This window comes from Streptomyces sp. NPDC002888, assembly GCF_042888465.1.
In the GTDB taxonomy this organism is placed as follows: domain Bacteria; phylum Actinomycetota; class Actinomycetes; order Streptomycetales; family Streptomycetaceae; genus Streptomyces.
In genome coordinates this window covers 250,127-272,938 of record NZ_JBIAPU010000004.1, presented here as the reverse complement: position 1 = coordinate 272,938, position 22,812 = coordinate 250,127, and the positions used below count along the sequence as shown (strand labels likewise).

Genomic DNA, 22,812 nt, shown 5'->3' with positions numbered 1-22,812 from the left:
GCGCGTGGACAGGGGTTTGGATCAGTTGCACTCCGGCTTGTCGCGGTCACTTGCCCTCGACAGGACGGCAGTTCGGATACTGGTCGCACCAGATGGTGGTGGTGACGGTCACGGTGACGGTGGCCCCCGGCTGCTGCTGCCCGCCGCCGGGGCCCGGGTTGACGGGCGAGGGCGTTCCCTTGCAGTCGCCGAGGCCGCTCACGTGGAACCTGACCTTGCCACCGACCTTGGCGGTGAGATCCCCGCGCACACAGGCGCCGTTGACGGCCCGGGTGACCTTGCCGGTGACGGTGATGTCCTTGCCGTCTCCGGTCTCCCCCTGGCAGTCCACGGAGGCGACGGTGTCCTCGCTCGCGGAGGGCGAGGACCTGCCCGCCTTGTCGCCGTAGTCGGCCGTGCAGCTCAGCCAGCGCACGTCGATCTTCTGCCGTTCGAGCTCCTTCGTCGCGGTCGTGTCGGTGGTGTACGCCACCGTCGCCGCGCTCAGTCCGCCCGGATCGCACGCCACGGCTCCACCCGCGGCCACCAGCGCCAGTCCCGCCACGGCGGCCACCCGCGTCCCGCGCGGCCGGCCCCAAATCCGCCTCAAGGCCCCCATGGACGGACAGCGTGCCACTGTCCCGGCCGACGCGGAAGGGCGCATACGGCCACTGTGGCACCGGCGCGCGGAGGTCAGCCGAGCAGCAGCAGCCACTCCTGGAGTTCCACCAAGTTGCCCTCGGGGTCCTTGAGATGGGCGACGCGCATGCGGTCCGTCATGGGGGCGGGGCCGTGCACGAGGGTGGCGCCACGGGCGGTGATCTGCTCGCAGTAGGTGTCCAGGTCGTCGACGCGCAGCACGACCAGGGAGCGGTGTCCGGTCGCCGTGCCGCCGAGCTCGCCGAGGACCTCGGCCATCATGGTCCGGTCCTGCAGCGCGACGCCCGCCGACCCGATGGCAGGGCTGAACTTCTCGTACGGCCCCTGCGCCGAGCCCGACTGCGGCTTGAGGCCGAGGACGTCGGCGTAGAAGCGGTAGCAGGCGGCGAAGTCGGTGACCAGCAGCCTCACTTGAGCCAGTTCCATCGTGGTGCCCTCCTGGGTCAGGACCAGCGGCCGGTGCGGCCGAGGAGCAGGGCCGCGGCGGCGGTGCCCGCGGTGGAGGTGCGCAGCACCGTGCGGCCGAGCCGGTAGGGCCGCGCGCCTGCCTCCTCGAAGAGCGCCAGCTCCTCCGGGGAGACACCCCCTTCGGGCCCGACGACGAGCACGATCTCGCCCTCGGCGGGCAGTTCGGCCGTCGCGAGCGGCGCGTCGCCGCTCTCGTGGAGCACGGCGGCGAAGTCGGCCTTCGCGACCAGGGCCGCGACCTGCTTCGTCGTCGCCGCGTCGGCGACCTCGGGGAAGCGGACCCGGCGGGACTGCTTGCCGGCCTCCCGGGCCGTCGCCCGCCACTTCGCGAGCGCCTTCAGCCCGCGCTCGCCCTTCCACTGCGTGATGCAGCGGGCGGCGGCCCAGGGGACGATCGCGTCGACGCCGGTCTCGGTCATGGTCTCGACGGCCAGCTCACCGCGGTCGCCCTTGGGCAGGGCCTGCACGACGGTGATCCGGGGAGACTCGGCGGGCTCCTCGAATACGTCCTTCAGGCTCACGACCAGCCGGTCCTTGCCCTCGGCGGCGACGACCTCGCCCTGCGCCCAGCGCCCCGCGCCGTCGGTGAGGACGACGGCCTCGCCGGCCCGCAGCCGCTTCACGGAGACGGCGTGCCGCCCCTCGGGGCCGTCCAGGACGAACTGCCCGGCGCGGTCGGCATCGAAGGCGTCGACGACGAAGACCGGTGCCGTCATCGATCCGAACCCTCGCTCGGACACGCCGACCACGCCGTCCTGGCCGCGTCCAGCTCGGCGGCCAGCACGTCGACCAGCTGCCCGGCGGGCAGGGAGCGGGCCATCCGGTGGCCCTGCCCGGCCCACAGCGCCATGCCCTGCGCGTCCCCGGCCTTGGCGGCGGCCTTGCGCAGCGGGGAGGTGAGGTGGTGGACCTCCGGGTAGGCGGCGGGCGCGTACGGGCCGTGCTCGCGCAGGAAACGGTTCACCAGGCCGCGGGCCGGGCGCCCCGAGAAGGCGCGGGTCAGTTCCGTTCGCACGAAGAGCGGGTTGGTCAGCGCCTCCTTGTGCACGGCCTGAGCGCCGGACTCCGGCGTCGCGAGGAACGCCGTGCCGAGCTGCGCCGCGCACGCGCCCGCGGCCAGCACGGCGGCGATCTGCCCACCGCGCATGATGCCGCCGGCGGCGACGAGGGGGAGACTCACCGCCTCCCGGACCTGGGCGAGCAGCGACAGCAGTCCGAGACCGGAGCCGTCGTTCTCCGGGACGTCCCGGTGGGTGCCCTGGTGGCCGCCGGCTTCCACGCCCTGCACGATCACCGCGTCGGCGCCCGCCCGCTCCACCGCCACGGCCTCGTCGGGGGTGGTGGCGGCGACGAGGGTGAAGGTGCCGGCCCGACGCAGCGACTGAAGCACCTCGGGGCTCGGCACGCCGAAGTGGAACGACACCACCGGCACCGGGTTGTCGAGGAGTACGGCGAGCTTGGCGTCGTATCCGTCGTCGCGGCCGCTGTCCGGGTCGCCGAGCTCCGTCTCGTACCAGGCGGCCTCGCCGGCCAGCTGGTGGGCGTAGACGTCGACGGCGCCCGTCTCGGCATACTCGGGCTGCGGCATGAAGAGGTTCACGCCGAAGGGCCGGGAGGTGAGGCTCCGCAGCTGCTTGATCTCCTGGTACAGCCCGTCGGCGGTCTTGTACCCGGCGGCGAGGAACCCGAGCCCGCCCGCCTCACAGACGGCGGCAGCGAGCTGCGGCACGGAGACACCGCCCGCCATGGGGGCCTGCACGATCGGCTGGGGGAAGAGATCGGTCAGCGCGGAGGACATGACGGCATGTTGTCACGTCCTCCGTACAAGACCGAATCGGGCCTTTCCCTTGGCACATGCCACGGTTTCTCGGCCGACCGAGTCGGGTGGTGGGTGGGCGAGGCGGGGGTCCAGGGGGCGGAGCCCCCTGGCGGGGTCGAAGGGGCGGAGCCCCTTCCGTCAGCGCCCGTTGAACGCGTCCTTCAGCCGCGAGAACAGCCCCTGCTGCCCCGGCTGGAACTGCCCCTGAGGCCGTTCCTCGCCGCGCAGCTTGGAGAGCTCACGCAGCAACCGCTCCTGCTCGGGATCGAGCTTCGTCGGGGTCGTGACCTCGACGTGGACGATGAGGTCGCCCCGGCCGCCGCCGCGCAGGTGGGTGACACCACGGCCGTGCAGCGGGATCGACTGGCCGGACTGGGTGCCGGGCCGGATGTCGACCTCCTCCAGGCCGTCCAACGTCTCCAGCGGCACCTTCGTGCCGAGGGACGCCGCCGTCATCGGGATCGTCACCGTGCAGTGCAGGTCGTCGCCGCGCCGCTGGAAGGTGGAGTGCGGCAGCTCGTGGATCTCGACGTACAGGTCACCGGCGGGACCGCCACCGGGCCCGACCTCGCCCTCGCCCGCGAGCTGGATGCGCGTGCCGTTGTCCACACCGGCCGGGATCTTCACCGTCAGGGTGCGACGCGAGCGCACGCGCCCGTCACCGGCGCACTCCGGGCACGGCGTCGGGACGACCGTGCCGAAGCCCTGGCACTGCGGGCAGGGGCGGGACGTCATGACCTGGCCCAGGAAGGACCGCGTCACCTGCGACACCTCACCGCGGCCGCGGCACATGTCACACGTCTGGGCCGTCGTGCCCGGCGCCGCGCCCTCACCGCTGCAGGTGGAGCAGACGATCGCGGTGTCGACCTGGATGTCCTTGGTCGTGCCGAACGCGGCCTCGTCGAGCTCGATCTCCAGCCGGATCATCGCGTCCTGGCCGCGCCGGGTGCGCGAGCGCGGACCGCGCTGGGACGCCGTACCGAAGAAGGCGTCCATGATGTCCGAGAAGTTCCCGAAGCCGCCGGCGCCGAAGCCGCCCGCGCCACCGCCGCCCGCCTGCGAGAGCGGGTCGCCGCCGAGGTCGTAGACCTGCTTCTTCTGCGGGTCCGACAACACCTCGTAGGCGGCGTTGATCTCCTTGAACCGCTCCTGGGTCTTCGGATCCGGATTGACGTCCGGGTGCAGCTCGCGAGCGAGCCGCCGGAAGGCCTTCTTGATCTCTTCCTGCGACGCGTCGCGGCGCACGCCGAGAACGGCGTAATAGTCCGTGGCCACTTACGACTCCGCCAGGATCTGTCCGACGTACCGTGCCACTGCGCGTACCGCTCCCATCGTTCCCGGGTAATCCATGCGGGTCGGTCCGACCACGCCGAGCTTGGCGACTGCCTCGCCGCCCGAACCGTAGCCGACCGACACCACAGAAGTGGAGTTGAGTCCCTCGTAGGCGTTCTCGTGACCGATGCGTACGGTCATGCCCGAATCTCCCGCCTCGCCCAGGAGTTTGAGGAGAACGACCTGCTCCTCAAGGGCCTCCAGGACGGGCCGGATGGTGAGGGGAAAGTCATGTCCGAAGCGGGTGAGATTGGCGGTACCGCCGATCATCAGCCGCTCCTCGTTCTCCTCGACGAGTGTCTCCAGCAGCGTGGAGAGCACGGTCGAGACCGTACCGCGGTCCTCGACGTCGAACCCCTCCGGCAGGTCCTCGACCAGCCGCGGCACGTCCGCGAAGCGGCGCCCCGCGACCCGGCTGTTCAGCCGCGCCCGCAGGTCCGCCAGGGACGCCTCGCCGAAGGGCGCCGGGCAGTCCACCATCCGCTGCTCGACCCGGCCGGTGTCCGTGATCAGCACGAGCATCACGCGCGCGGGGGCGAGTGAGAGCAGCTCCACGTGCCGCACGGTCGAGCGGGTCAGTGACGGGTACTGCACGACGGCCACCTGCCGCGTCAGCTGCGCGAGCAGCCGCACGGTGCGGGCCACGACGTCGTCGAGGTCGACGGCGCCCTCGAGGAAGTTCTGGATGGCGCGCCGCTCGGGCGCGCTCATCGGCTTCACGCCGGCCAGCTTGTCGACGAACAGCCGGTAGCCCTTGTCGGTGGGGATGCGCCCGGCACTGGTGTGCGGCTGGGCGATGAACCCCTCGTCCTCCAGGGCCGCCATGTCGTTGCGGACCGTCGCCGGGGAGACGCCGAGGTTGTGCCGTTCGGTGAGCGCCTTGGAGCCCACCGGCTCCTCGGTGCCCACGTAGTCCTGGACGATGGCGCGCAGTACCTGAAGCCTGCGTTCACTCAGCATCCGCGCGCACCTCCGAACTCGTCCCCTTGACATCCACCTGGCACTCTGCGCGTGCGAGTGCCAGCGTTCCCCGGCCCAGTGTACGGCCGGGGGGTACACCCGGGGCAAGGCTGGTCCCCGGTACCGCACGCCGGACCCTCCTCCCCGCTAGCGTCGCCGTATGACCGTGACTTGGGAAGAGCTGGGATGGGAGCGGGTGGCGGCCGGGGTGGGGCGGTGCCGACTGCCCGTGTGGGACTGCACGGCGGGGCTGGTCGTCGGGCCGGGCGCGGTCCTGGTGATCGACGCGGGGTCGAGTCTGGCAGAGGGGGCGCGGCTGCGGTACGCGGCCCAGGAGCTGGCCGGCCGACGTGTGACTCATCTCGCTCTCACCCATCCCCACTTCGACCACGTCTTCGGGGCCGCGGCGTTCGCGGGCGCGGAGGTCTTCGGCGCGGTGGGCATCGACACGGCGCTCGCGCACGGGCGTGACGAGCTGCGCCTGGACGCCGTGCGCAACGGGCTGGACCCGTCGGCGGCGGACGAGGCGGTGGAGACACTCGTCCGCCCCCACCACCACGTCTCCGGCGAGTGGACCCTCAACCTCGGCGACGGCCGCCAGGCGCTGCTGGCGAACGTGGGCCCCGGCCACACCGCCCACGACCTCGCGGTCCTCGTCCCCGGCGACCCGGAGGTCGTCTTCTGCGGCGACCTCGTCGAGGAGTCCGGCGATCCCCAGGCCGGGCCCGACGCCGTACCGACCCACTGGTCGGCCGCCCTCGACCGGCTTCTGGACCTCGGCGGCGAGGACGCGCTGTACGTGCCGGGTCACGGAGCGGTGGTGGACGCGGCGTTCGTCCGGTCCCAGCGGGACGCGTTGGCAGGGCGTTTCGGCGTGTCGCTGTGACGGCGGAGCGGGTTCTCCTATCGTCATCCGAATGCGCCAGTACTCGACGGATCTGACCCCGCCGTGGAAGAAGCCCCAGCCGGTGCCCGAGGTGCCGGCGGACCCGGGCCTGGTGGTCGAGGAGCCCGGCACCGGCTTCTGCGGCGCGGTGATCCGCTGCGAGGCGGGCACGGTCACCTTGGAGGACCGCTTCGGCAAGCACCGGGTGTTCCCGCTGGAGCCACGGGGGTTTCTGCTGGAGGGGCGGGTGGTGACACTCGTGAGACCTTCAGCCGGTCCGGTACGTCCCACCCGTACGGCGTCCGGTTCGGTCGCCGTCCCCGGCGCACGCGCGCGCGTGGCCCGCGCCGGGCGGATCTACGTCGAGGGCCGGCACGATGCCGAGCTGGTCGAGAAGGTCTGGGGTGACGACCTGCGCATCGAGGGCGTGGTGGTGGAGTACCTGGAGGGCGTGGACGACCTGCCGGCGATCGTGGCCGAATTCGACCCCGGGCCGGACGCGCGGCTGGGCGTGTTGGTGGACCACCTGGTGCCGGGTTCGAAGGAGTGGCGCATCGCCGAGTCGGTGACGAGTGAGCACGCGCTCGTGGTGGGCCATCCGTACATCGACATCTGGGAGGCGGTGAAGCCGTCGTCGCTGGGCATCGAGGCGTGGCCGCGCGTGCCGCGCGGGCAGGACTGGAAGACGGGGGTGTGCCGGGCGCTGGGGTGGCCGTCGGAGAACACCGGGGCGGTGTGGCAGGCGATCCTGGCGCGGGTGGGGTCCTACAGGGACCTGGAGCCGGAGTTGTTGGGGAGGGTGGAGGAGCTGATCGACTTCGTCACGGGTAGCGGTGGGGCCTGACTTTCGCGAAGGTGCCGAACTCGCTGGTGTCCAGTTCGACACCGAGAGGCTCCAGCGGCGTGACGTCGCCGAACTTTGTGATCCGCTGACGCCGGTAGTCTGCGTTCTCCCCACTGCCCACCGGCTCAGTGAGCAGTACGCACTGGCCCATGATGGGGTCGATGATCAGGTATGCGGGTACCTTCGCTGCGGCGTAGATCGAGCGCTTGACGCCGTAGTCGCGGTCCACGCTTGTCTTGGAGACGACCTCCAACAGCATGGTGATGACCTCGGGCGGCATCAGCCTTCCGTGATCCGGTCCAGCGCCTCGCTCAATCACCACCAGGTCCGGCTGCGGCTCACTGGTCTCCGCGAGGATCGCAATGTCCTGAGTCTGCAGCCTCCGCCAGTGCTGCCGGGGGATCTGGTCCTGGACAGCCTCAACGATGTCGTTGTGGACCACGTCCGGCCCCGCCATCATCACGATTTCCCCCCGCAGGAGCTCGACTTTGAATTCCTCGGGGAACTCAAAGTTCTCGAAGAACTCCACGATGGCGGTGGTCATCGGTCGGTCGCCCACAGCGGTCATCTCCGCAACCCTCCGGTTTCCGCCACCGTGCAATTACGGCGGCAGCCTACAAATCAGGTTAGGGACCCAACCCTCGTTCCGCAGGGATTCACTCGCCGGAGTGATCAGTCCACCAGATCACGCACCACCGCATCCGCCAGCAACCGCCCGCGCAGCGTCAGCACCGCGTGCCCCTCGTCGTACGGCCCCTCCTCGAGCAGCCCCTCCCCCAGGGCTCGGCGGGACGCACGGAGCCCCTCCTCCCGGAGGAGGTCCAGCGGCACCCCCTCCCGCAGCCGCAGCTCCAGCAGGATCCGCTCCACCCGCCGGTCCTCCTCCGACAACAGCTCCCGCCCCGCCCCCGGAGAACGGCCGGAGGCCAGCGCCGCCGCATACGCCCCCGGATGCTTCACGTTCCACCACCGCACCCCGCCCACGTGCGAGTGCGCCCCAGGTCCCGCGCCCCACCAGTCGGCCCCCCGCCAGTACAACTCGTTGTGCAGGCACCGCCCGGCGTCCGACGTGGCCCAGTTCGACACCTCGTACCAGTCGAAGCCCGCCGCCGACAGCATCTCCTCCGCGATCAGGTACCGGTCCGCGTGCACGTCGTCGTCGGTCATCGGCACCTCGCCCCGGCGGATGCGACGGGCGAGCTGCGTACCCTCCTCGACGATCAGCGCGTACGCCGAGACGTGGTCGGGCCCGGCCCCGAGCGCAGCCTCCAGCGAGGCCCGCCAGTCGTCGTCCGACTCCCCCGGTGTGCCGTAGATCAGGTCCAGGTTCACGTGCTCGAAGCCCGCCGCGCGGGCCTCCGCCACGCACGCCTCCGGCCGTCCCGGCGTGTGCGTGCGGTCCAGGACCTTCAGGACGTGCTGCCTCGCGCTCTGCATCCCGAAGGAGATCCGGTTGAAGCCGCCCTCCCTCAGTCGCGCGAGGTACGCCGGGTCCACCGACTCGGGGTTCGCCTCCGTCGTGACCTCCGCGTCCGGCGCCAGCCCGAACTCGTCGCGGATCGCCCCCAGCATCCTTACGAGGTCGTCCGCGGCCAGCAGGGTCGGCGTACCGCCGCCGACGAAGACCGTGCGAACCTCGCGGGGGTCGTCACCGAGGACCTTGCGGGCCAGCCGGATCTCGTCGACGAGGGTGTCGGCGTAGTTGTCGCGGGAGGCGAGGACGCCGCCGGTGCCGCGCAGCTCGGTGGCGGTGTAGGTGTTGAAGTCGCAGTAGCCGCAGCGGGTCGCGCAGTAGGGGACGTGCAGGTAGAACCCGAGGGGGCGCGCGGCGGCTCCGGTGAGCGCGTGCGTGGGGAGTGCGCCGTCGTCGGGGACGGGCTCGCCGTCGGGGAGTGCGGAAGGCATGCCTTCCATTGTCCAGCACCCGTCCCGTTGCTCCGCCTACTCCGCCTGCAGCACCAGCAGCGCCAGGTCGTCCTCCGGCGGCTGCGCCCCGAACTCGTGCACCAGACGCTGGATCCGCTCCGCGATCAGGTCCGCGTCCAGTCCCGCGCACCCGGCGAGCGCCGCGGCGAGGCCGTCGCCGTCGTCGAACTGGCGGGAGCCGCAGCGCCGCTCGGTCACCCCGTCGGTGACGCACAGCAGGCTGTCGCCGGGCCGCAGCTCGACGGTGTCGCAGGTGTACGTGACCTCCTCGATGACCCCGAGGAGGGTCTGCGGCTGCGCGACCGTACGGACGCTGCCGTCCGGGCCGAGGAGTAACGGCAGGGGGTGTCCTGCGGAGGCGAGGGTGCAGCGGACGCCGCCCTCGAAGGGGGCCAGCTCGCCGTAGAGGAGGGAGAGGAACCGGGTCTGCGGGCCGTCGCCGGGGACGGCGGGGCCGACGAGCGCGCGGGCCGCCGCGTCCGCGGCCTCGGTGGCGTCGTCGAGGAGGAGCTGGTTGAGGCGGTCGAGGACGTCGGCCACGCCGTAGCCCTCGCGGGCCAGCAGTCGCAGCCAGGGCCGGGCGAGGCCGATGACGACGGCGGCCTCGGGCCCCTTGCCCTGGACGTCGCCGACGGCGAAGCACCAGCGGCCGTCGCCGGCCGGGAACAGGTCGTAGAAGTCGCCGCTGGGTCCGCCCTTGTCGCAGGGCTCGTAGACGAGGGCACTGCGCACCCCGGGTATCTCGGCGACGGCGCCGGGCAGCAGGCCGCGCTGGAGTACGGCGCTGATGGTGGCCTGGCGGGCGTACTGGCGGGCCGCGCCGATGGCGAGCGCCACCCGGCGGCCGAGGTCCTCGACGAGGCCGGTGACCTCGTCGGGGAAGCGCGGGGTCGCGGCCCGCCCGATGACCAGGGTGCCGAGCGGACGGCCGCCGGCGACCAGGCGGTACGCGAGGGCCGCGCCGTCCTCCCCGGCCGCGCCCAGCGCCTCGCCGGGCCAGGGGAACGGCGCGGGCCCGGACCGCAACGCCTCGGGTGGGCTCGGTGGGTCCTTCTCCAGGGCCCGGCGCAGTTCCTCGATGCGGTTCTCGCTGCCGTGCCAGACCCGGGCGAGGCGCGGCCCGGCGCCCGCGGTGCCGTCCGCCGTCCAGCCGCCACGGCCGCTGAGCTCGTCCTCCAGCCACACCGCGCACCAGTCGGCGAGGCGCGGCACGACCAGCTGGGCGGTGAGCGAGGCGACGAGATCCTCGTCGAGCTGCCCGGCGAGGAGGTCGGAGGCCTCGGCGAGGAAGGAGAGGGCACCGCGATTGAGCCAGTCGCGCTCGGGGGCCCGCCGGGGTTCGAAGGCTTCCCGGGCTGCTGGAGCGGCGAGGACCTGGGGAGCTCCGGGGGCTTGGGGAGCTTCGAGGGCCTGGAACGCTTCGGAGGTCTGGAAAGCTTCGGGGGCCGGGAAAGCTTCGGGCGTGTGCAAGCCGGCGCCGCTCCAGGCGTACACCGGGGTGTGCGCGGCGCTGTACATCTCCATCGCGCCCGCGTGCGCATCCATCGCGCCGGTGTGCGCGCCGCTCAGCCCGCTCGCGTCCTCCCGGACGTCCTCGCCGTAGCCCTCCCCGTCGGCCGGTATGCGTGCCCACACCGTCTTGGCGCCCCTGCGGAAGGTGACGCCCCAGGTCTCGGAAAGCGCGGAGACCAGCCGCAGGCCGCGTCCGTACTCCGGTGTGTCGTACGGCGTCTCGGGGGCGCCGTCGCGGGGGGCGCGCGAGGGATGGTGGTCGGAGACCTCCACCACCACCGCGCCCGTCTCGTCCAGGCCGCACACCAGCTCGACGTCGGTCCCGGCGTGCACGACGGCGTTGGTGACGAGTTCGCTGACGACGAGCATCGCGTCCTCGGCCAGCCGCTCGGTCACGTATGCGGTGCCGGGCAGGCCGAGGTCGGTCCACTCCTCGAGCGCCGCGCGCAGCAGTGCGCGGGCGGATCCGGGCGCGAGGGAGCTTCCGGACAGGGCCGCGCGCGCCTGCGCACGCTGGTGCGCAGGCGCATCAGAGGCAAGGGAAACGGTCTCCCATTGCGTCGGAATGGCCCTCATGGACAGCTCCCCGAGCAGTTCGGACGAGTACGCCTCGGTCGATGCGGACAGAGTGACAGACTGGCCGCGCCCATAAGCGCCGAGTTACCGAAGTGGGCCGTCATGAGTGAGAACAGTGCTATGCGTGTGCTCGAAGACGGTCAGAAACAGGACCGGATTCGAGCATTCGACCTGCGTGCACTGGCCGTGAACAAACGTGTTCCTGGGCCTGTACCGCAAGACCCAGGAACGGGAAGACCTACGAGCAAAGGTCAGGAAGCTCCGGCGCCTGACAGCGCCCCGAAGGGGCGCGGGGAACTGCGCGACAAGCCACGACGAACCCGCAGCCGCGAACGGTCCCCGCCACCCCCTACGCCTCCCGAGACCCCGCGTACATCTCGTCGATGAGGTACTGGTACTCCCGCTCGACGACCGGCCGCTTCAACTTCAGACTCGGCGTGATCTCCCCGTGCTCCACGTCGAGATCCCGGGGCAGCAACCGGAACTTCTTGATCGTCTGCCACTTCTGAAGCCCCGCGTTGAGCTCCTTCACATATGCCTCGACCATCGAGACCGTCGCCGGCGCCGCCACGACCTCCGCGTACGCCTTCCCCTCCAGCCCGTTCTCCTTCGCCCAGTCGAGGATCGCGACCTCGTCCAGAGCGATCAGCGCCGTGCAGAAGTTCCGGTCCGCACCGTGCACGAGGATGTTGGACACGTACGGGCACACGCCCTTGAACTGCCCCTCGACCTCCGCGGGCGCGATGTACTTGCCGCCGGACGTCTTGATGAGGTCCTTCTTGCGGTCGGTGATCCGCAGGTACCCGTCGGGCGACAGCTCACCGATGTCCCCGGTGTGGAACCACCCGTCCGACTCCAGCACCTCGACGGTCTTCTCGGGCAGCTTGTGGTAGCCCTCCATGATGCCGGGGCCCCGCAGCAGGATCTCCCCGTCATCCGCGATGCGTACCTCCGTGCCGGGCAGCGGCTTGCCGACCGTGCCGGTGCGGTAGGCCTCGCCGGGGTTCACGAAGGAGGCCGCGGACGACTCCGTGAGGCCGTAGCCCTCGAGGATGTGGATGCCCGCGCCCGAGAAGAAGTAGCCGATCTCCGGCGCGAGGGCGGCCGAGCCGGAGACGCACGCGCGGAGTTTGCCGCCGAAGGCCTCGCGGAGCTTGGCGTAGACGAGCGCGTCGGCGGCCTTGTGCTTCGCCCCGAGCCCGAACGGCACGGAGGCCGTGCCGGTGCGGCGGAAGTTGTCCTGGCTGACCTTGGCGTACTCACGGGCGACCTCCGCCGCCCACTGGAAGATCTTGTACTTGGCGGCGCCGCCCGCGCGGGCCTTGGCGGCGACGCCGTTGTAGACCTTCTCGAAGATGCGCGGTACGGCCGCCATGTACGTCGGCTGGACGATCGGAAGGTTCTCGATGATCTTGTCCACGCGGCCGTCGACGGCGGTGACGCCGCCGACCTCGATCTGGCCGGAGGTGAGCACCTTGCCGAAGACGTGGGCGAGCGGCAGCCACAGGTACTGCACGTCCTCGCCGCTGATCAGCCCGGTCGCGGCGATCGCCTTCGCCATGTACGACCAGTTGTCGTGCGGCAGACGCACGCCCTTGGGGCGGCCGGTGGTGCCGGAGGTGTAGATGAGGGTGGCGAGCTGCTCGGAGGTGATCGCCCCGACCCGCTCCTTGATCAGCTCGGGGTCCTTCTCCAGGCGGGCGGCGCCGCGCTTCTCCAGCTCGTCGAGGGTGAGGATCCAGTCGGCGGTCTCGACACCGGCCGAGTCGATCACCACGACATGGGTGAGGTCGGGCAGCTCGGCGCGCTTCTCGACGGCCTTGGCGAGCTGGGCCGCGTCCTCGGCGATCAGCACCCGGCTCTCGGAGTCGGAGAGGATGAACGCCGACTCCTCGGCGTTGGTCTGCGGGTAGACGGTGGTCGTGGCGGCGCCGGCGCACATGATGCCGAGGTCCGCGAGGATCCACTCGAGGCGGGTGGCGGAGGCGAGGGCGATGCGCTGCTCCGGCTGTACGCCCAGCTCGATCAGGCCGGCCGCGATGGCGTAGACACGCTCGGCGGCCTGCGACCAGGTCAGCGACTTCCAGTCGTCGGGACCCTGGCCGGAGGCGGGAGGCACGGGATAGCGGTATGCCTCGGCGTCCGGCGTGGCTGTCACGCGGTCCAGGAAGAGGCCCGCCACGGACGGCGGACGGTTCTCGATCAGGGTCTGTGTGTCGCTCACGACATCCTCCGGGGCCCGCGGCGGTGCGGCTGGCTCAAATGCGGCTGGTTTCACTGACGCGCCAATGCACTCGCGCGCCCTTGTTTAACTCGCGAGTAACTATCGAGCAGGCATCAGCGTAAAGCTCGACCGCCCGGTGCGTAAGTCTCCTCGCCCTGTCACTTTCTACAGAGAGCAACCACATACGCGCACAGGGGCCCGCCGCGCTTTCGCACGACGGGCCCCTTTATGACCATTTTGCCGGTGGCGCAACGTGTAACCCTCGGTTACTTCTTGCCCTTGCCCGACCCCGCGCTGTCATCGCTGGAGAGCACGGCGATGAAGGCCTCCTGCGGAACTTCCACGGAACCCACCATCTTCATCCGCTTCTTGCCCTCCTTCTGCTTCTCCAGCAGCTTCCGCTTACGGGAGATGTCACCGCCGTAGCACTTGGCGAGGACGTCCTTGCGGATGGCGCGAATCGTCTCACGGGCGATCACCCGGGAGCCGATGGCGGCCTGGATGGGCACCTCGAAGGCCTGCCGCGGGATGAGTTCGCGCAGCTTGGCGACGAGCCGCACGCCGTACGCGTACGCGGCGTCCTTGTGGGTGATCGCCGAGAAGGCGTCCACCTTGTCGCCGTGCAGCAGGATGTCGACCTTGACGAGTGAGCTGGTCTGCTCGCCGGTGGGCTCGTAGTCGAGGGAGGCGTAGCCGCGGGTCTTGGACTTCAGCTGGTCGAAGAAGTCGAAGACGATCTCGGCGAGCGGGAGGGTGTAGCGGATCTCGACCCGGTCCTCGGAGAGGTAGTCCATGCCGAGCAGGGTGCCGCGCCGGGTCTGGCACAGCTCCATGATCGAGCCGATGAACTCGGTCGGCGCCAGGATGGTGGCGCGCACGACCGGCTCGTACACCTCGCCGATCTTCCCCTCGGGGAACTCGCTCGGGTTGGTGACGATGTGCTCGGTGCCGTCCTCCATGTCCACGCGGTAGACCACGTTGGGCGCGGTGGCGATCAGGTCGAGGCCGAACTCGCGCTCCAGCCGCTCGCGGATCACGTCGAGGTGCAGCAGGCCGAGGAAGCCGACGCGGAAGCCGAAGCCGAGGGCGGCGGAGGTCTCCGGCTCGTACACGAGCGCGGCGTCGTTCAGCTGGAGCTTGTCCAGGGCGTCGCGCAGCTCGGGATAGTCGGAGCCGTCCAGCGGATACAGCCCGGAGAAGACCATGGGCTTGGGGTCCTTGTACCCGCCGAGCGCCTCGGTGGCCCCCTTGTGCAGGGTCGTGATCGTGTCACCCACCTTGGACTGGCGGACGTCCTTCACACCGGTGATCAGATAGCCCACCTCGCCGACGCCGAGGCCGTCGGCGGGGAGCATCTCGGGCGAGTTGGTGCCGATCTCCAGCAGCTCGTGCGTGGCGCCCGTGGACATCATCCGGATCCGCTCACGCTTGTTGAGCTGGCCGTCGATGACACGGACGTACGTGACCACGCCGCGGTACGAGTCGTACACGGAGTCGAAGATCATGGCGCGCGCGGGGGCGTCCTTGACACCGACCGGCGGCGGGATCTCCCGGACCACCTTGTCGAGCAGCGCGTCGACGCCCACGCCCGTCTTGGCGGAGACCTTGAGGACGTCCTCGGGGTCACAGCCGATGAGGTTGGCGAGTTCCTCGGAGAACTTCTCCGGCTGGGCGGCCGGCAGGTCGATCTTGTTGAGCACAGGGATGATCTTGAGGTCGTTCTCCATCGCCAGGTAGAGGTTGGCGAGGGTCTGCGCCTCGATGCCCTGGGCGGCGTCGACGAGGAGCACGGTCCCCTCGCAGGCGGCGAGCGACCGTGAGACCTCGTAGGTGAAGTCGACGTGCCCCGGGGTGTCGATCATGTTGAGGATGTGCGTGTTGCCGGGATCCGTGGTCGGAGCCCACGGCAGACGCACCGCCTGGGACTTGATCGTGATGCCGCGCTCACGCTCGATGTCCATGCGGTCGAGATACTGAGCACGCATCTGCCGCTGCTCGACCACACCGGTCAGCTGGAGCATCCGGTCGGCGAGCGTGGACTTGCCGTGGTCGATGTGCGCGATGATGCAGAAATTGCGGATCAGAGCCGGGTCGGTACGGCTCGGCTCGGGCACATTCTTAGGGGTCGCGGGCACGCAGGGTCCTGATTCTTGAGGTATCCGCAGGGTCAGCGGCTCTGGTCGGATCGATACGTAGCCTCCATGGTCCCACGGGCGGGGACCTGCGACCGGTTTGGGCCACGGGATGGGCCACTGGTAGCCTGGGTGGCTGTGTCTCATGCCCTCTCAGCGCGAGACACGCCTCAAGAAAATCATCGGTACGGGACCCGTGCGGCCCCGTGCCTGAACCTGCAAAGGCTCATTCGTGGCGAACATCAAGTCCCAGATCAAGCGGATCAAGACCAACGAGAAGGCCCGGCTGCGCAACAAGGCCGTCAAGTCCTCCCTGAAGACCGCGGTCCGCAAGGCCCGTGAGGCCGCTGCCGCGGGTGACGTCGAGAAGGCCACCGAGTACCAGCGCGCTGCCGCGCGTCAGCTCGACAAGGCCGTCTCGAAGGGCGTCATCCACAAGAACCAGGCCGCCAACAAGAAGTCGGCGCTTGCGTCCAAGGTCGCGTCCCTCAAGGGCTGAACCCCCTTTCTGATCTGACCGCCGGAAGGACCCAGAGCGGGCCCTCTCTCATCCGCTCCCGACCGGCACCCTCGGATCCGCGCGCGGCCTGCGTTCGCCACGCGGGCGCGGATCCCGCAGCTTGAACCGGAGGCCCCGGCCCCCGCCCTTCCCCAGGGCGGGAGCCGGGGCCTCCGGCATGTGTCCGGTCTCGGGTTTCCCCTCGGCGCGCTCCAGCCGGTCAGCGCCGCCGGGGTCACGACCAGAACGCGTTGCCCTTGTCGATGTCCTCGACACATTCGTCGAGGTCGCTGATCTTGTCTCCGACGATCCGGAAGACGATGCCTCCGTTCTCGTCGATGTGCTTGCCGCCCCGGTCGGCGATGAAGCGGTGCACCGAGACGGCGTGCCCGCGCCCGTCGACGAACACGTTGAGCAGTGCGACCCGGAACGACCCGTCCGTCTCCGAGCCGAGTCGGCTGTAGTACCCGTCGAAGATCGAGTCGACCCCCTTGAAGTCTCCCGAGAGCGGGTGGGATCCGGGTACGTGGTGCGTACAGTCCCCGGTCATGAGCCCGCGCAGGGTGTCCATGTCCCCGCGCTGGAAGGCGTCGTAGCCCTTGCGGACGAGCGCCGCGTGCGGGTGTTCAGCCATGGCGATCGCCACCCTTCCGTGTTCGGCGATGTACGGCTGATACGCACGATTCTCCTCCCGCGGGGGGCTATCCGCGTCCTCGGGAACGCGCCGCCCGCGCGATCGTCACGACCGCCTTCTCCAGCGCGTACCCGGGGTCGTCCCCGCCGCCCTTCACTCCCGCGTCCGCCTCGGCCACCGCGCGCAGGGCGACGGCGACCCCGTCCGGTGTCCACCCCCGCATCTGCTGGCGCACCCGGTCGATCTTCCACGGCGGCATCCCCAGCTCCCGCGCCAGGTCCGCGGGTCTCCCGCCCCGCGCCGAGGACAGCTTGCCGATCGCCCGCACGCCCTGCGCCAGCGCGCTCGTGATCAGCACGGGCGCCACTCCCGTCGAGAGCGACCAGCGCAGCGCCTCCAGCGCCTCCGCCGCCCGCCCCTCGACGGCCCGGTCGGCGACCGTGAAGCTCGACGCCTCGGCCCGCCCCGTGTAGTACCGCCCGACGACGGCCTCGTCGATCGTCCCCTCGACGTCGGCGGTCAGCTGGGACGCCGCCGACGCCAGCTCCCGCAGGTCGCTGCCGATGGCGTCCACCAACACCTGACACGCCTCGGGCGTGGCCGACCGCCCAAGCGCCCGGAACTCGCCCCGCACGAAGGCCAGCCGGTCAGCGGGCTTCGTCATCTTCGGGCAGGCCACCTCGCGCGCGCCCACCTTGCGGGCGGCGTCGAGGAGTCCCTTGCCCTTGGCTCCGCCCGCGTGCAGCAGCACGAGGGTGATCTCCTCGGCGGGCGCGCCCAGATACGCCTTCACGTCCTTGACCGTGTCGGCCGACAGGTCCTGCGCATTGCGTACGACGACGACCTTGCGCTCGGCGAAGAGCGACGGACTCGTCAGCTCGGCGAGCGTCCCGGGCTGCAACTGGTCCGGGGTCAGGTCGCGTACGTCCGTGTCGGCGTCGGAGGCCCTGGCGGCGGCCACCACCTCCTGCACGGCACGGTCGAGCAGGAGGTCCTCCTGGCCCACGGCGAGCGTCACGGGGGCGAGAGGGTCGTCATTCGCAGTCTTCCTGGCCATCGCGACAAGCATCCCACGGGCCACTGACAACGGGGCCCGCGTGCCGGGCCCGGGGCTACCCGCGTGCCGGGCCCGGGGCTACCAGCGTGCCGGGCCCGCCGGGCTACGGCTCCTCGCGCCAGCCGTCCCACTCCCCGGCGAACGCGTCCAGCTCCCCGGGATCCAGCCGTTCCTCCTCGTCCCGCAGGACGACCAGCCACTGCGCGTCCTCGGCGTCGTCCTCACCGGCCAGAGCGTCCCGCACCAGCCGCGGCTCCTCCGTGGTCCCGAACCGCTCCCCGAACGCCTCCGCCACCTCCTGAGCCGCGTCGCGGTCGGGCAGCACCAGCACATGTCTCACATCACTCACCGGGCCATTGTCGGCCACCCCTCCCCTCCCCCTGTCATGCGGTCCGCACGGTCGGCACCGAGGTCAGCTCGATCCCGAACCGGTCCCGGTACGCCGTCAGCACATCCTCGTCCGTGGTCAGCTCCCGCTCCTCACGTCTGCCGTCGGCGGCCGTCTCCGTGAGTCTGCGTCCGCTCAGCGTGACCCTTCCGCCGCCCTCCGTGACCCGCGAACAGACGAGCGATCGCATGAAGTGCGAGGTCGGCGCGGTGCTGTGCCACCAGGCCCCGACGGCGAAGTCACCGAGCACCCGTGGCCGCACCTCCAGGCGGTACTCGGGCCTGCCGTCGCGGATGACGTCCAGATCGGCGGCACCTGCCGCCCCGGGCGCCCCACCCCGCGCCCCAGCGGCGTCCGGGCCCGCCTCGACGATCCGGAACACACCACCGGGATCCACCTGTTCGCCCCGCTCCTCGAACGCCAGCGGGTAGTGGCTGTGCGTCCCGAAGCCGATGTCCGCCAGCCAGGCGCCCGCGTCCACCGTCCGCACCCGCAGCGCCATGTGGTCGTACGGGATCCCGAGCCGCCCCTCCTCCCCGTACACCCGGGCCGCGAGGACCGTGACGTCGAAGCCCAGCGCGGTGAGCAGCGCCGCGAACACCCCGTTCAGTTCGTAGCAGAACCCTCCCCGGCCCGCGCCCAGCACCTTGTCCAGCAGTCGCTTCTCCTCCAGCACGATCTCCTCGCCGAGATGGATCGACAGGTTCTCGAAGGGCACGGTCTGCAGGTGGCGCAGGTGCAGTTCGCGCAGGACGTCGATGGTGGGCCATGCCGGGTGGGCGACCCCCAGGCGGCGGAGGTAGGCGTCAACCTGTGCGGAGTTCATTCCCTCAGTCTCGCGCCACCCGCAGCTCACCGCCCAGGACGGCGACCGCCACCGCGCCGTCCTCGTCCGTGCGCAGCACCGTCGCGCCCCCGGCCCGCAGCGCCGCGACCGTGCTGGGCGCGGGATGCCCGTACGGGTTGTCCGCGCCGCAGCTGATCAGGGCGAGCCGGGGAGCCACCATACGTATGAGGTCCGGGTCCTGGTAGGCCGAGCCGTGATGGGCCACCTTGAGCACGTCGACACCGCCCAGCAGCGGGGCCTCCGGTGACCGCAACAGGGCCCGCTGCGCCGGGGGTTCGAGGTCGCCGAGCAGCAGCAGGCGCAGCCCGGCCGAGCGGGCCAGCAGCGTGACGCTGGCGTCGTTGGGGCCCTCCGGCTCCGGCACCGGATGAGGCGGCGGCCACAGCACCTGCCAGGAGAGGGCGCCGATCCGACGCTCCTCCCCGGCGCCGGCCCGGGTGAGGGGAACGTGATGTGCCGCCGCCTCCATCCGTACGAACTCCACCTGGTCGGCGGGCTCTTCGAAGCCTGTCGTCTGGATCGCGCCCACCGCGCGCCCCCGCAGCACGCCCGGCAGACCGGCCACGTGGTCGGCGTGGAAGTGGGTCAGGACGACGAGGGGGACCCTGGTGATGCCGAGGTCACGCAGGCACCGGTCGACCAGCGTCGGATCGGGCCCGGCGTCCACCACCACCCCGGTGCCCTCGCCGGCCGCGAGCACCGTCGCGTCGCCCTGGCCCACGTCGCACATCGCGAACCGCCAGCCAGGCGGCGGCCAGCCCGTGACCACCCGGGTCAGCGGCGGCGGCTGCACCACCACGAGCAGGAGCAGCAGCCCGCACGCCCCACACAGCCAGGGATGTCGCAGGAGCCGCCTGCCGACGAGGACGACCGTCGCCGTGGCGAGGGCCAGCAGCAATGCGCCCGTCCAGCTGCCCGGCCAGTCCACTCCCGCGCCGGGCAGCGCCGCCCCGGTCCGCGCCACGTCCGCGATCCAGCCTGCGGGCCAACTCGCGCCCCACGCCAGCGCCTTGGCCACCGGCAGCGCCACCGGCGCCACCGCCAGCGCGGCGAACCCCAGCACCGTGGCAGGCGCGACCGCGAACTCCACCAGCAGGTTGCACGGCACCGCCACCAGGCTCACCCGGGCCGACAGCACCGCCACGACCGGCGCGCACAGTGCCTGGGCCGCTCCCGCCGCGGCCAGGGCCTCCGCCAGCCGGGGCGGAACCCCGCGGTCGCGCAACGCGCCGCTCCAGCGGGGCGCCAGCGTGAGCAGGGCGCCGGTGGCCAGGACGGAGAGCAGGAAGCCGTAGCTGCGGGCCAGCCACGGGTCGTACAGCACCAGCAGCAGGACGGCCGTCGCCAGTGCCGGGACCAGCGAGCGGCGGCGGCCGGTGGCGAGGGCGAGCAGGACGACCGCTCCGCAGGCCGCGGCCCGCAGCACACTCGGGTCGGGCCGGCACACGACGACGAACCCGAGCGTGAGCGCTCCGCCGAGCAGTGCGGTGGCCCGCAGGGGGATGCCGAGACGCGGGGCGAGGCCGCGGCGCTCGACGCGCTGGGCGAGGCCGGGCGGTCCGAGGAGCAGGGCGAGGATGATCGTGAGGTTGCTGCCGGACACGGCCAGGGTGTGCGCGAGGTCGGTCTCCTCGAAAGCCTCCTCCAGCTCGGGCGTGATGCGCGCGGTGTCCCCGACGACCAGCCCCGGCAGCAACGCCCTGGCGTCCGCCGGCAACCCGTCGGTCGCCTCCCGCAACCCCGCCCGCAACCGCCCCGCCAGCCGCTGCGCCCCCGACGGCTGCCCCACCACGTCCGGCCCCGCCCGCGTCCCCGCCGCCATCGGCGCCGCCGCTCCAGGCGCCGCCCACTTCCCCGCCGCTCCAGGCGCCGCCCACTTCCCCGCCACTCCAGGCGCCGCCCACTTCCCCGCCACTCCAGGCGCCGCCCACTTCCCCGCCACTCCAGGCGCCGCCCACTTCCCCGTCCCTCCAGGCGCCGCCCGCTTCCCCGTCACTCCAGGCGCCGCCCGCTCCCGCGCCGCCTCCGGCACCGCCCGCGACCGATCAGCCTCCGGCGCCGCCCGCTCCCGCACCCGCAGCACGGCCGCGACCCGGTCAGCGCCGACCAACGCCGGCGCGAGCCGTCCGCTGATCCGGAGCCTCGTGGAGGGCAGGAGGGTGAGCCAGGGGGAACGCTGTGCGGCCTTCTCAGCCCCAGCCCCACCACCGGGCCCATCGACGTCGACGATCACCAGCACCGGCGCGCGTGTGCTCACCTCCCCGACTCGCCGGACCTCCGCGCCGATCAGCACGGCGGGACGGGCCGCGTGGTTCCCGGTGACGCGGGGCCGACTGAGCCGAGGGTCTGCGGTGACCTCCACCTCCGCGGTCACCGTGGCGTACTGCCGGGCCAGCACCGGCACCGGTCCACGACGCAGATCCGCCCCGTGCAGCCCGGCCGAGGCGGCCGCCGCGGCCACACAGAGCAGCACGGCGGCAACCGTCGTACGCGACCACGCACCGCCACGCCCCGGCTCATGGGCGCCACCCACTCCCCCACGCCGCCGCACCGCCAGCAGTACGGCAGCCAGCCCCAGGCACACCCCACCGACTCCGGCGACCACTCCCGGCAACGCGTCCAACGCCAGGGCCGCCGTCATCCACGCGGCGAGCGCGGGCGGCACGAGGCGCAGATCCGTCGGTGCCTCCTGACGGGGGCGAGCGGCTCCGAGCCGGTTCCCCGAGGCGGCGTGCACGGAAGGGCGGGCGGGGGAAACATCGTCGGGGGCGGACGGCAGACCCTCCCCGGGCTGCACGCCCTCCCCGGGCTGCACGCCCTCCCCGGACAGCGCACCCTCGCCGGGCGGCACACCCTCACCGGTCGGCACCACACGGCCGGCCCTCATGGCCGTACGAGGTTCCGCAGGTCGGCGAAGCGGCGTTCGCCGATGCCGTTGACCTCGCGCAGCTCGTCGACCGAGCGGAAGCCGCCGTGCCGGGTGCGGTAGTCGATGATGTGCTGGGCCAGCACGGGCCCTACGCCCGGGAGGGTGTCGAGCTGGTCCACGGTGGCCGTGTTGAGGGACACCGGTGTCGCGGGCGCGGCTCCGCCCGGCGCACCGGCTGCCGGACCGGCGCCTGCGGGGCCCGGACCAGCGCCCGGAGCAGCTGCGGGCCCGCCGACGATCACCTGTTCCCCGTCCACGAGGAAGCGGGCGCGGTTGAGGCTGTCGGTGTTCGTGCCCGGCCTCACCCCGCCGGCCGCGCGCAACGCGTCGGCCACGCGTGAGCCGGCCGGGAGGTGGTGGATCCCCGGTTCACGGACCTTGCCGCTGACGTCCACGACGATCTCCGCGCCGGTCGTGCCGGTGGCCGTGGGCGCACCGGCCGAGGCACCGCCGGGCTCGGCCGCGGCCCTGCCGTGCTCCCGTGCGTCGTACGGAGCCGCCGCCCGCACCACCTGGGGTGCCTGTACGGGCTGGGGCCGCCCGGCCCAGAAGTGCTGGACGGCGAAAGCCGCGGCGACGGCGAGCAGTGCCGTGAGCGCCAGTACGCTGCGCCGCTCCAGCCCGCACCGCGCCTGCAACCACACCGGCATCCGCTCCCGCAGAGCGAGCCCGAACCGTGCCCTCGCCCAAGCACGCGGCGCCTCACCCGAGTTCTCGGGTTCACCCGGCCAAGGGGACCCCGCAGAGGCGGCCATCTCCGCACCGGCAGGCGCGGCCACCTCCGCACCGGCAGGCGCGACGCCCACACCCGCGACCGGCCCGGCGGCCCGCCCCTCCCCCGGCGGCCCACTCCCCGACTGCCCTCGCTCTCCCACCGGTTGCGCGAACAACACCTCCGCGCGTCGGCGCAGTTCCTCCGCCGACACATGCCGATGGCGGGCGGCGCGGCTTCCCGTGGGCGGGCGGCGGCGCCGGTCGCGGGTGCGGATGTCGGACGTGGCCCCACGGCCCGGTCCACTCGTCGCGGTCGCTGTGCGTGAGCGTGATCGAAGTGCCATGGGACGAGGATCGACGCACCCGGCCGACCCGCGATGATCTTGCTCAATTCCCGGGGACTACCCCCCGGTTGTGGACAACTCC

20 protein-coding genes are annotated in these 22,812 nt (G+C 71.9%); 3 read left to right on the top strand and 17 right to left on the bottom strand.

The genetic code is table 11. The features are described from left to right. Positions 1–46 precede the first annotated feature (46 nt). From ACFYWX_RS08855 to hrcA, 6 genes are all read right to left on the bottom strand, one after another. Positions 47–598, bottom strand: coding sequence for a hypothetical protein (locus tag ACFYWX_RS08855; protein WP_389423271.1), 552 nt, complete (start codon positions 596–598; stop codon positions 47–49). A 74-nt stretch (positions 599–672) separates the two neighbouring features. After that, positions 673–1,065 carry a VOC family protein gene (locus ACFYWX_RS08850; RefSeq protein ID WP_389423270.1) on the bottom strand — a complete coding sequence of 131 codons (393 nt, stop codon included), beginning with the start codon at positions 1,063–1,065 and terminating at the stop codon, positions 673–675. Positions 1,066–1,082: 17 nt separating this feature from the next. Further along, positions 1,083–1,823, bottom strand: coding sequence for a 16S rRNA (uracil(1498)-N(3))-methyltransferase (locus ACFYWX_RS08845; RefSeq protein WP_389423269.1), 741 nt, complete (start codon positions 1,821–1,823; stop codon positions 1,083–1,085). Continuing rightward, the gene (locus tag ACFYWX_RS08840) at positions 1,820–2,905 is read right to left on the bottom strand and encodes a nitronate monooxygenase (protein WP_389423268.1); all 1,086 of its coding nucleotides are present in this window, start codon (positions 2,903–2,905) and stop codon (positions 1,820–1,822) included. The genes ACFYWX_RS08845 and ACFYWX_RS08840 overlap by 4 nt, the downstream gene beginning before the upstream one ends. A 159-nt stretch (positions 2,906–3,064) precedes the next feature. Then, on the bottom strand, positions 3,065–4,201 hold the full coding sequence (gene dnaJ, locus ACFYWX_RS08835) for a molecular chaperone DnaJ (RefSeq protein WP_389423267.1): 1,137 nt from the start codon (positions 4,199–4,201) through the stop codon (positions 3,065–3,067). Next, on the bottom strand, positions 4,202–5,218 hold the full coding sequence (gene hrcA / locus ACFYWX_RS08830; protein WP_389423266.1) for a heat-inducible transcriptional repressor HrcA: 1,017 nt from the start codon (positions 5,216–5,218) through the stop codon (positions 4,202–4,204). 160 nt (positions 5,219–5,378) lie between these two features. Here hrcA and ACFYWX_RS08825 point away from each other — a divergent pair, with 160 nt between their 5' ends. Continuing rightward, positions 5,379–6,104: an MBL fold metallo-hydrolase gene (locus ACFYWX_RS08825; protein ID WP_389423265.1), complete on the top strand. Its 726-nt coding sequence runs from the start codon at positions 5,379–5,381 to the stop codon at positions 6,102–6,104. A 31-nt stretch (positions 6,105–6,135) separates the two neighbouring features. Further along, entirely contained in the window at positions 6,136–6,948 is an 813-nt protein-coding gene (locus ACFYWX_RS08820; protein ID WP_389423264.1) for a DUF3097 domain-containing protein, read from the top strand. On the opposite strand, the gene ACFYWX_RS08815 is transcribed toward ACFYWX_RS08820, so the two are convergent. From ACFYWX_RS08815 to lepA, 5 genes are all read right to left on the bottom strand, one after another. Then, positions 6,926–7,516: a Uma2 family endonuclease gene (locus ACFYWX_RS08815; RefSeq protein ID WP_389423263.1), complete on the bottom strand. Its 591-nt coding sequence runs from the start codon at positions 7,514–7,516 to the stop codon at positions 6,926–6,928. The genes ACFYWX_RS08820 and ACFYWX_RS08815 overlap by 23 nt on opposite strands. Before the next feature lie 104 nt (positions 7,517–7,620). Next, positions 7,621–8,853 carry a radical SAM family heme chaperone HemW gene (gene hemW, locus ACFYWX_RS08810; RefSeq protein WP_389423262.1) on the bottom strand — a complete coding sequence of 411 codons (1,233 nt, stop codon included), beginning with the start codon at positions 8,851–8,853 and terminating at the stop codon, positions 7,621–7,623. 36 nt (positions 8,854–8,889) lie between these two features. Further along, complete coding sequence (locus ACFYWX_RS08805) at positions 8,890–10,962, bottom strand: SpoIIE family protein phosphatase (protein ID WP_389423261.1); 2,073 nt, start codon at positions 10,960–10,962, stop codon at positions 8,890–8,892. A 349-nt stretch (positions 10,963–11,311) separates the two neighbouring features. After that, positions 11,312–13,186: an AMP-dependent synthetase/ligase gene (locus ACFYWX_RS08800; protein WP_389423260.1), complete on the bottom strand. Its 1,875-nt coding sequence runs from the start codon at positions 13,184–13,186 to the stop codon at positions 11,312–11,314. A gap of 266 nt (positions 13,187–13,452) precedes the next feature. Further along, a complete protein-coding gene (lepA, locus tag ACFYWX_RS08795) occupies positions 13,453–15,321 on the bottom strand; it encodes a translation elongation factor 4 (RefSeq protein WP_389423259.1) in 1,869 nt (622 codons plus the stop codon). Between the two features lie 229 nt (positions 15,322–15,550). On the opposite strand from lepA, the gene rpsT reads away from it, so the two are divergent. Beyond that, positions 15,551–15,817 (top strand): 30S ribosomal protein S20, encoded by a 267-nt coding sequence (gene rpsT / locus ACFYWX_RS08790; RefSeq protein ID WP_030051093.1) that lies wholly within the window; start codon positions 15,551–15,553, stop codon positions 15,815–15,817. Between the two features lie 235 nt (positions 15,818–16,052). Here rpsT and ACFYWX_RS08785 read toward each other — a convergent pair whose 3' ends face one another. The 6 genes from ACFYWX_RS08785 to ACFYWX_RS08760 all read right to left on the bottom strand — a co-directional run bounded on the left by ACFYWX_RS08785 (position 16,053) and on the right by ACFYWX_RS08760 (position 22,730). Then, entirely contained in the window at positions 16,053–16,451 is a 399-nt protein-coding gene (locus ACFYWX_RS08785; protein ID WP_389423258.1) for a nuclear transport factor 2 family protein, read from the bottom strand. A 67-nt stretch (positions 16,452–16,518) separates the two neighbouring features. Next, on the bottom strand, positions 16,519–17,508 hold the full coding sequence (gene holA, locus ACFYWX_RS08780; protein ID WP_389423257.1) for a DNA polymerase III subunit delta: 990 nt from the start codon (positions 17,506–17,508) through the stop codon (positions 16,519–16,521). A gap of 103 nt (positions 17,509–17,611) precedes the next feature. Then, a complete protein-coding gene (locus tag ACFYWX_RS08775) occupies positions 17,612–17,857 on the bottom strand; it encodes a hypothetical protein (RefSeq protein ID WP_389423256.1) in 246 nt (81 codons plus the stop codon). Between the two features lie 34 nt (positions 17,858–17,891). Beyond that, positions 17,892–18,722, bottom strand: coding sequence for an arylamine N-acetyltransferase (locus tag ACFYWX_RS08770; RefSeq protein ID WP_389423255.1), 831 nt, complete (start codon positions 18,720–18,722; stop codon positions 17,892–17,894). Between the two features lie 4 nt (positions 18,723–18,726). Beyond that, positions 18,727–21,630 (bottom strand): ComEC/Rec2 family competence protein, encoded by a 2,904-nt coding sequence (locus ACFYWX_RS08765; RefSeq protein WP_389423254.1) that lies wholly within the window; start codon positions 21,628–21,630, stop codon positions 18,727–18,729. Further along, positions 21,627–22,730, bottom strand: a complete 1,104-nt coding sequence (locus tag ACFYWX_RS08760) for a helix-hairpin-helix domain-containing protein (RefSeq protein ID WP_389423253.1) — start codon at positions 22,728–22,730, stop codon at positions 21,627–21,629. The genes ACFYWX_RS08765 and ACFYWX_RS08760 overlap by 4 nt, the downstream gene beginning before the upstream one ends. Between the last annotated feature and the right edge of the window lie 82 nt (positions 22,731–22,812).

Bases quoted from the DNA above. Each gene is read 5' to 3' on its own strand.
- hemW (WP_389423262.1), bottom strand. From the start codon at position 8,853: ATGCCTTCCGCACTCCCCGACGGCGAGCCCGTCCCCGACGACGGCGCA.
- ACFYWX_RS08785 (WP_389423258.1), bottom strand. From the start codon at position 16,451: ATGGCTGAACACCCGCACGCGGCGCTCGTCCGCAAGGGCTACGACGCC.
- ACFYWX_RS08845 (WP_389423269.1), bottom strand. From the start codon at position 1,823: ATGACGGCACCGGTCTTCGTCGTCGACGCCTTCGATGCCGACCGCGCC.
- ACFYWX_RS08840 (WP_389423268.1), bottom strand. From the start codon at position 2,905: ATGTCCTCCGCGCTGACCGATCTCTTCCCCCAGCCGATCGTGCAGGCC.
- ACFYWX_RS08760 (WP_389423253.1), bottom strand. From the start codon at position 22,730: ATGGCACTTCGATCACGCTCACGCACAGCGACCGCGACGAGTGGACCG.
- ACFYWX_RS08815 (WP_389423263.1), bottom strand. From the start codon at position 7,516: ATGACCGCTGTGGGCGACCGACCGATGACCACCGCCATCGTGGAGTTC.
- ACFYWX_RS08820 (WP_389423264.1), top strand. From the start codon at position 6,136: ATGCGCCAGTACTCGACGGATCTGACCCCGCCGTGGAAGAAGCCCCAG.
- hrcA (WP_389423266.1), bottom strand. From the start codon at position 5,218: ATGCTGAGTGAACGCAGGCTTCAGGTACTGCGCGCCATCGTCCAGGAC.
- ACFYWX_RS08850 (WP_389423270.1), bottom strand. From the start codon at position 1,065: ATGGAACTGGCTCAAGTGAGGCTGCTGGTCACCGACTTCGCCGCCTGC.
- ACFYWX_RS08770 (WP_389423255.1), bottom strand. From the start codon at position 18,722: ATGAACTCCGCACAGGTTGACGCCTACCTCCGCCGCCTGGGGGTCGCC.
- ACFYWX_RS08855 (WP_389423271.1), bottom strand. From the start codon at position 598: ATGGGGGCCTTGAGGCGGATTTGGGGCCGGCCGCGCGGGACGCGGGTG.
- ACFYWX_RS08805 (WP_389423261.1), bottom strand. From the start codon at position 10,962: ATGAGGGCCATTCCGACGCAATGGGAGACCGTTTCCCTTGCCTCTGAT.
- ACFYWX_RS08825 (WP_389423265.1), top strand. From the start codon at position 5,379: ATGACCGTGACTTGGGAAGAGCTGGGATGGGAGCGGGTGGCGGCCGGG.
- ACFYWX_RS08765 (WP_389423254.1), bottom strand. From the start codon at position 21,630: ATGAGGGCCGGCCGTGTGGTGCCGACCGGTGAGGGTGTGCCGCCCGGC.
- holA (WP_389423257.1), bottom strand. From the start codon at position 17,508: ATGGCCAGGAAGACTGCGAATGACGACCCTCTCGCCCCCGTGACGCTC.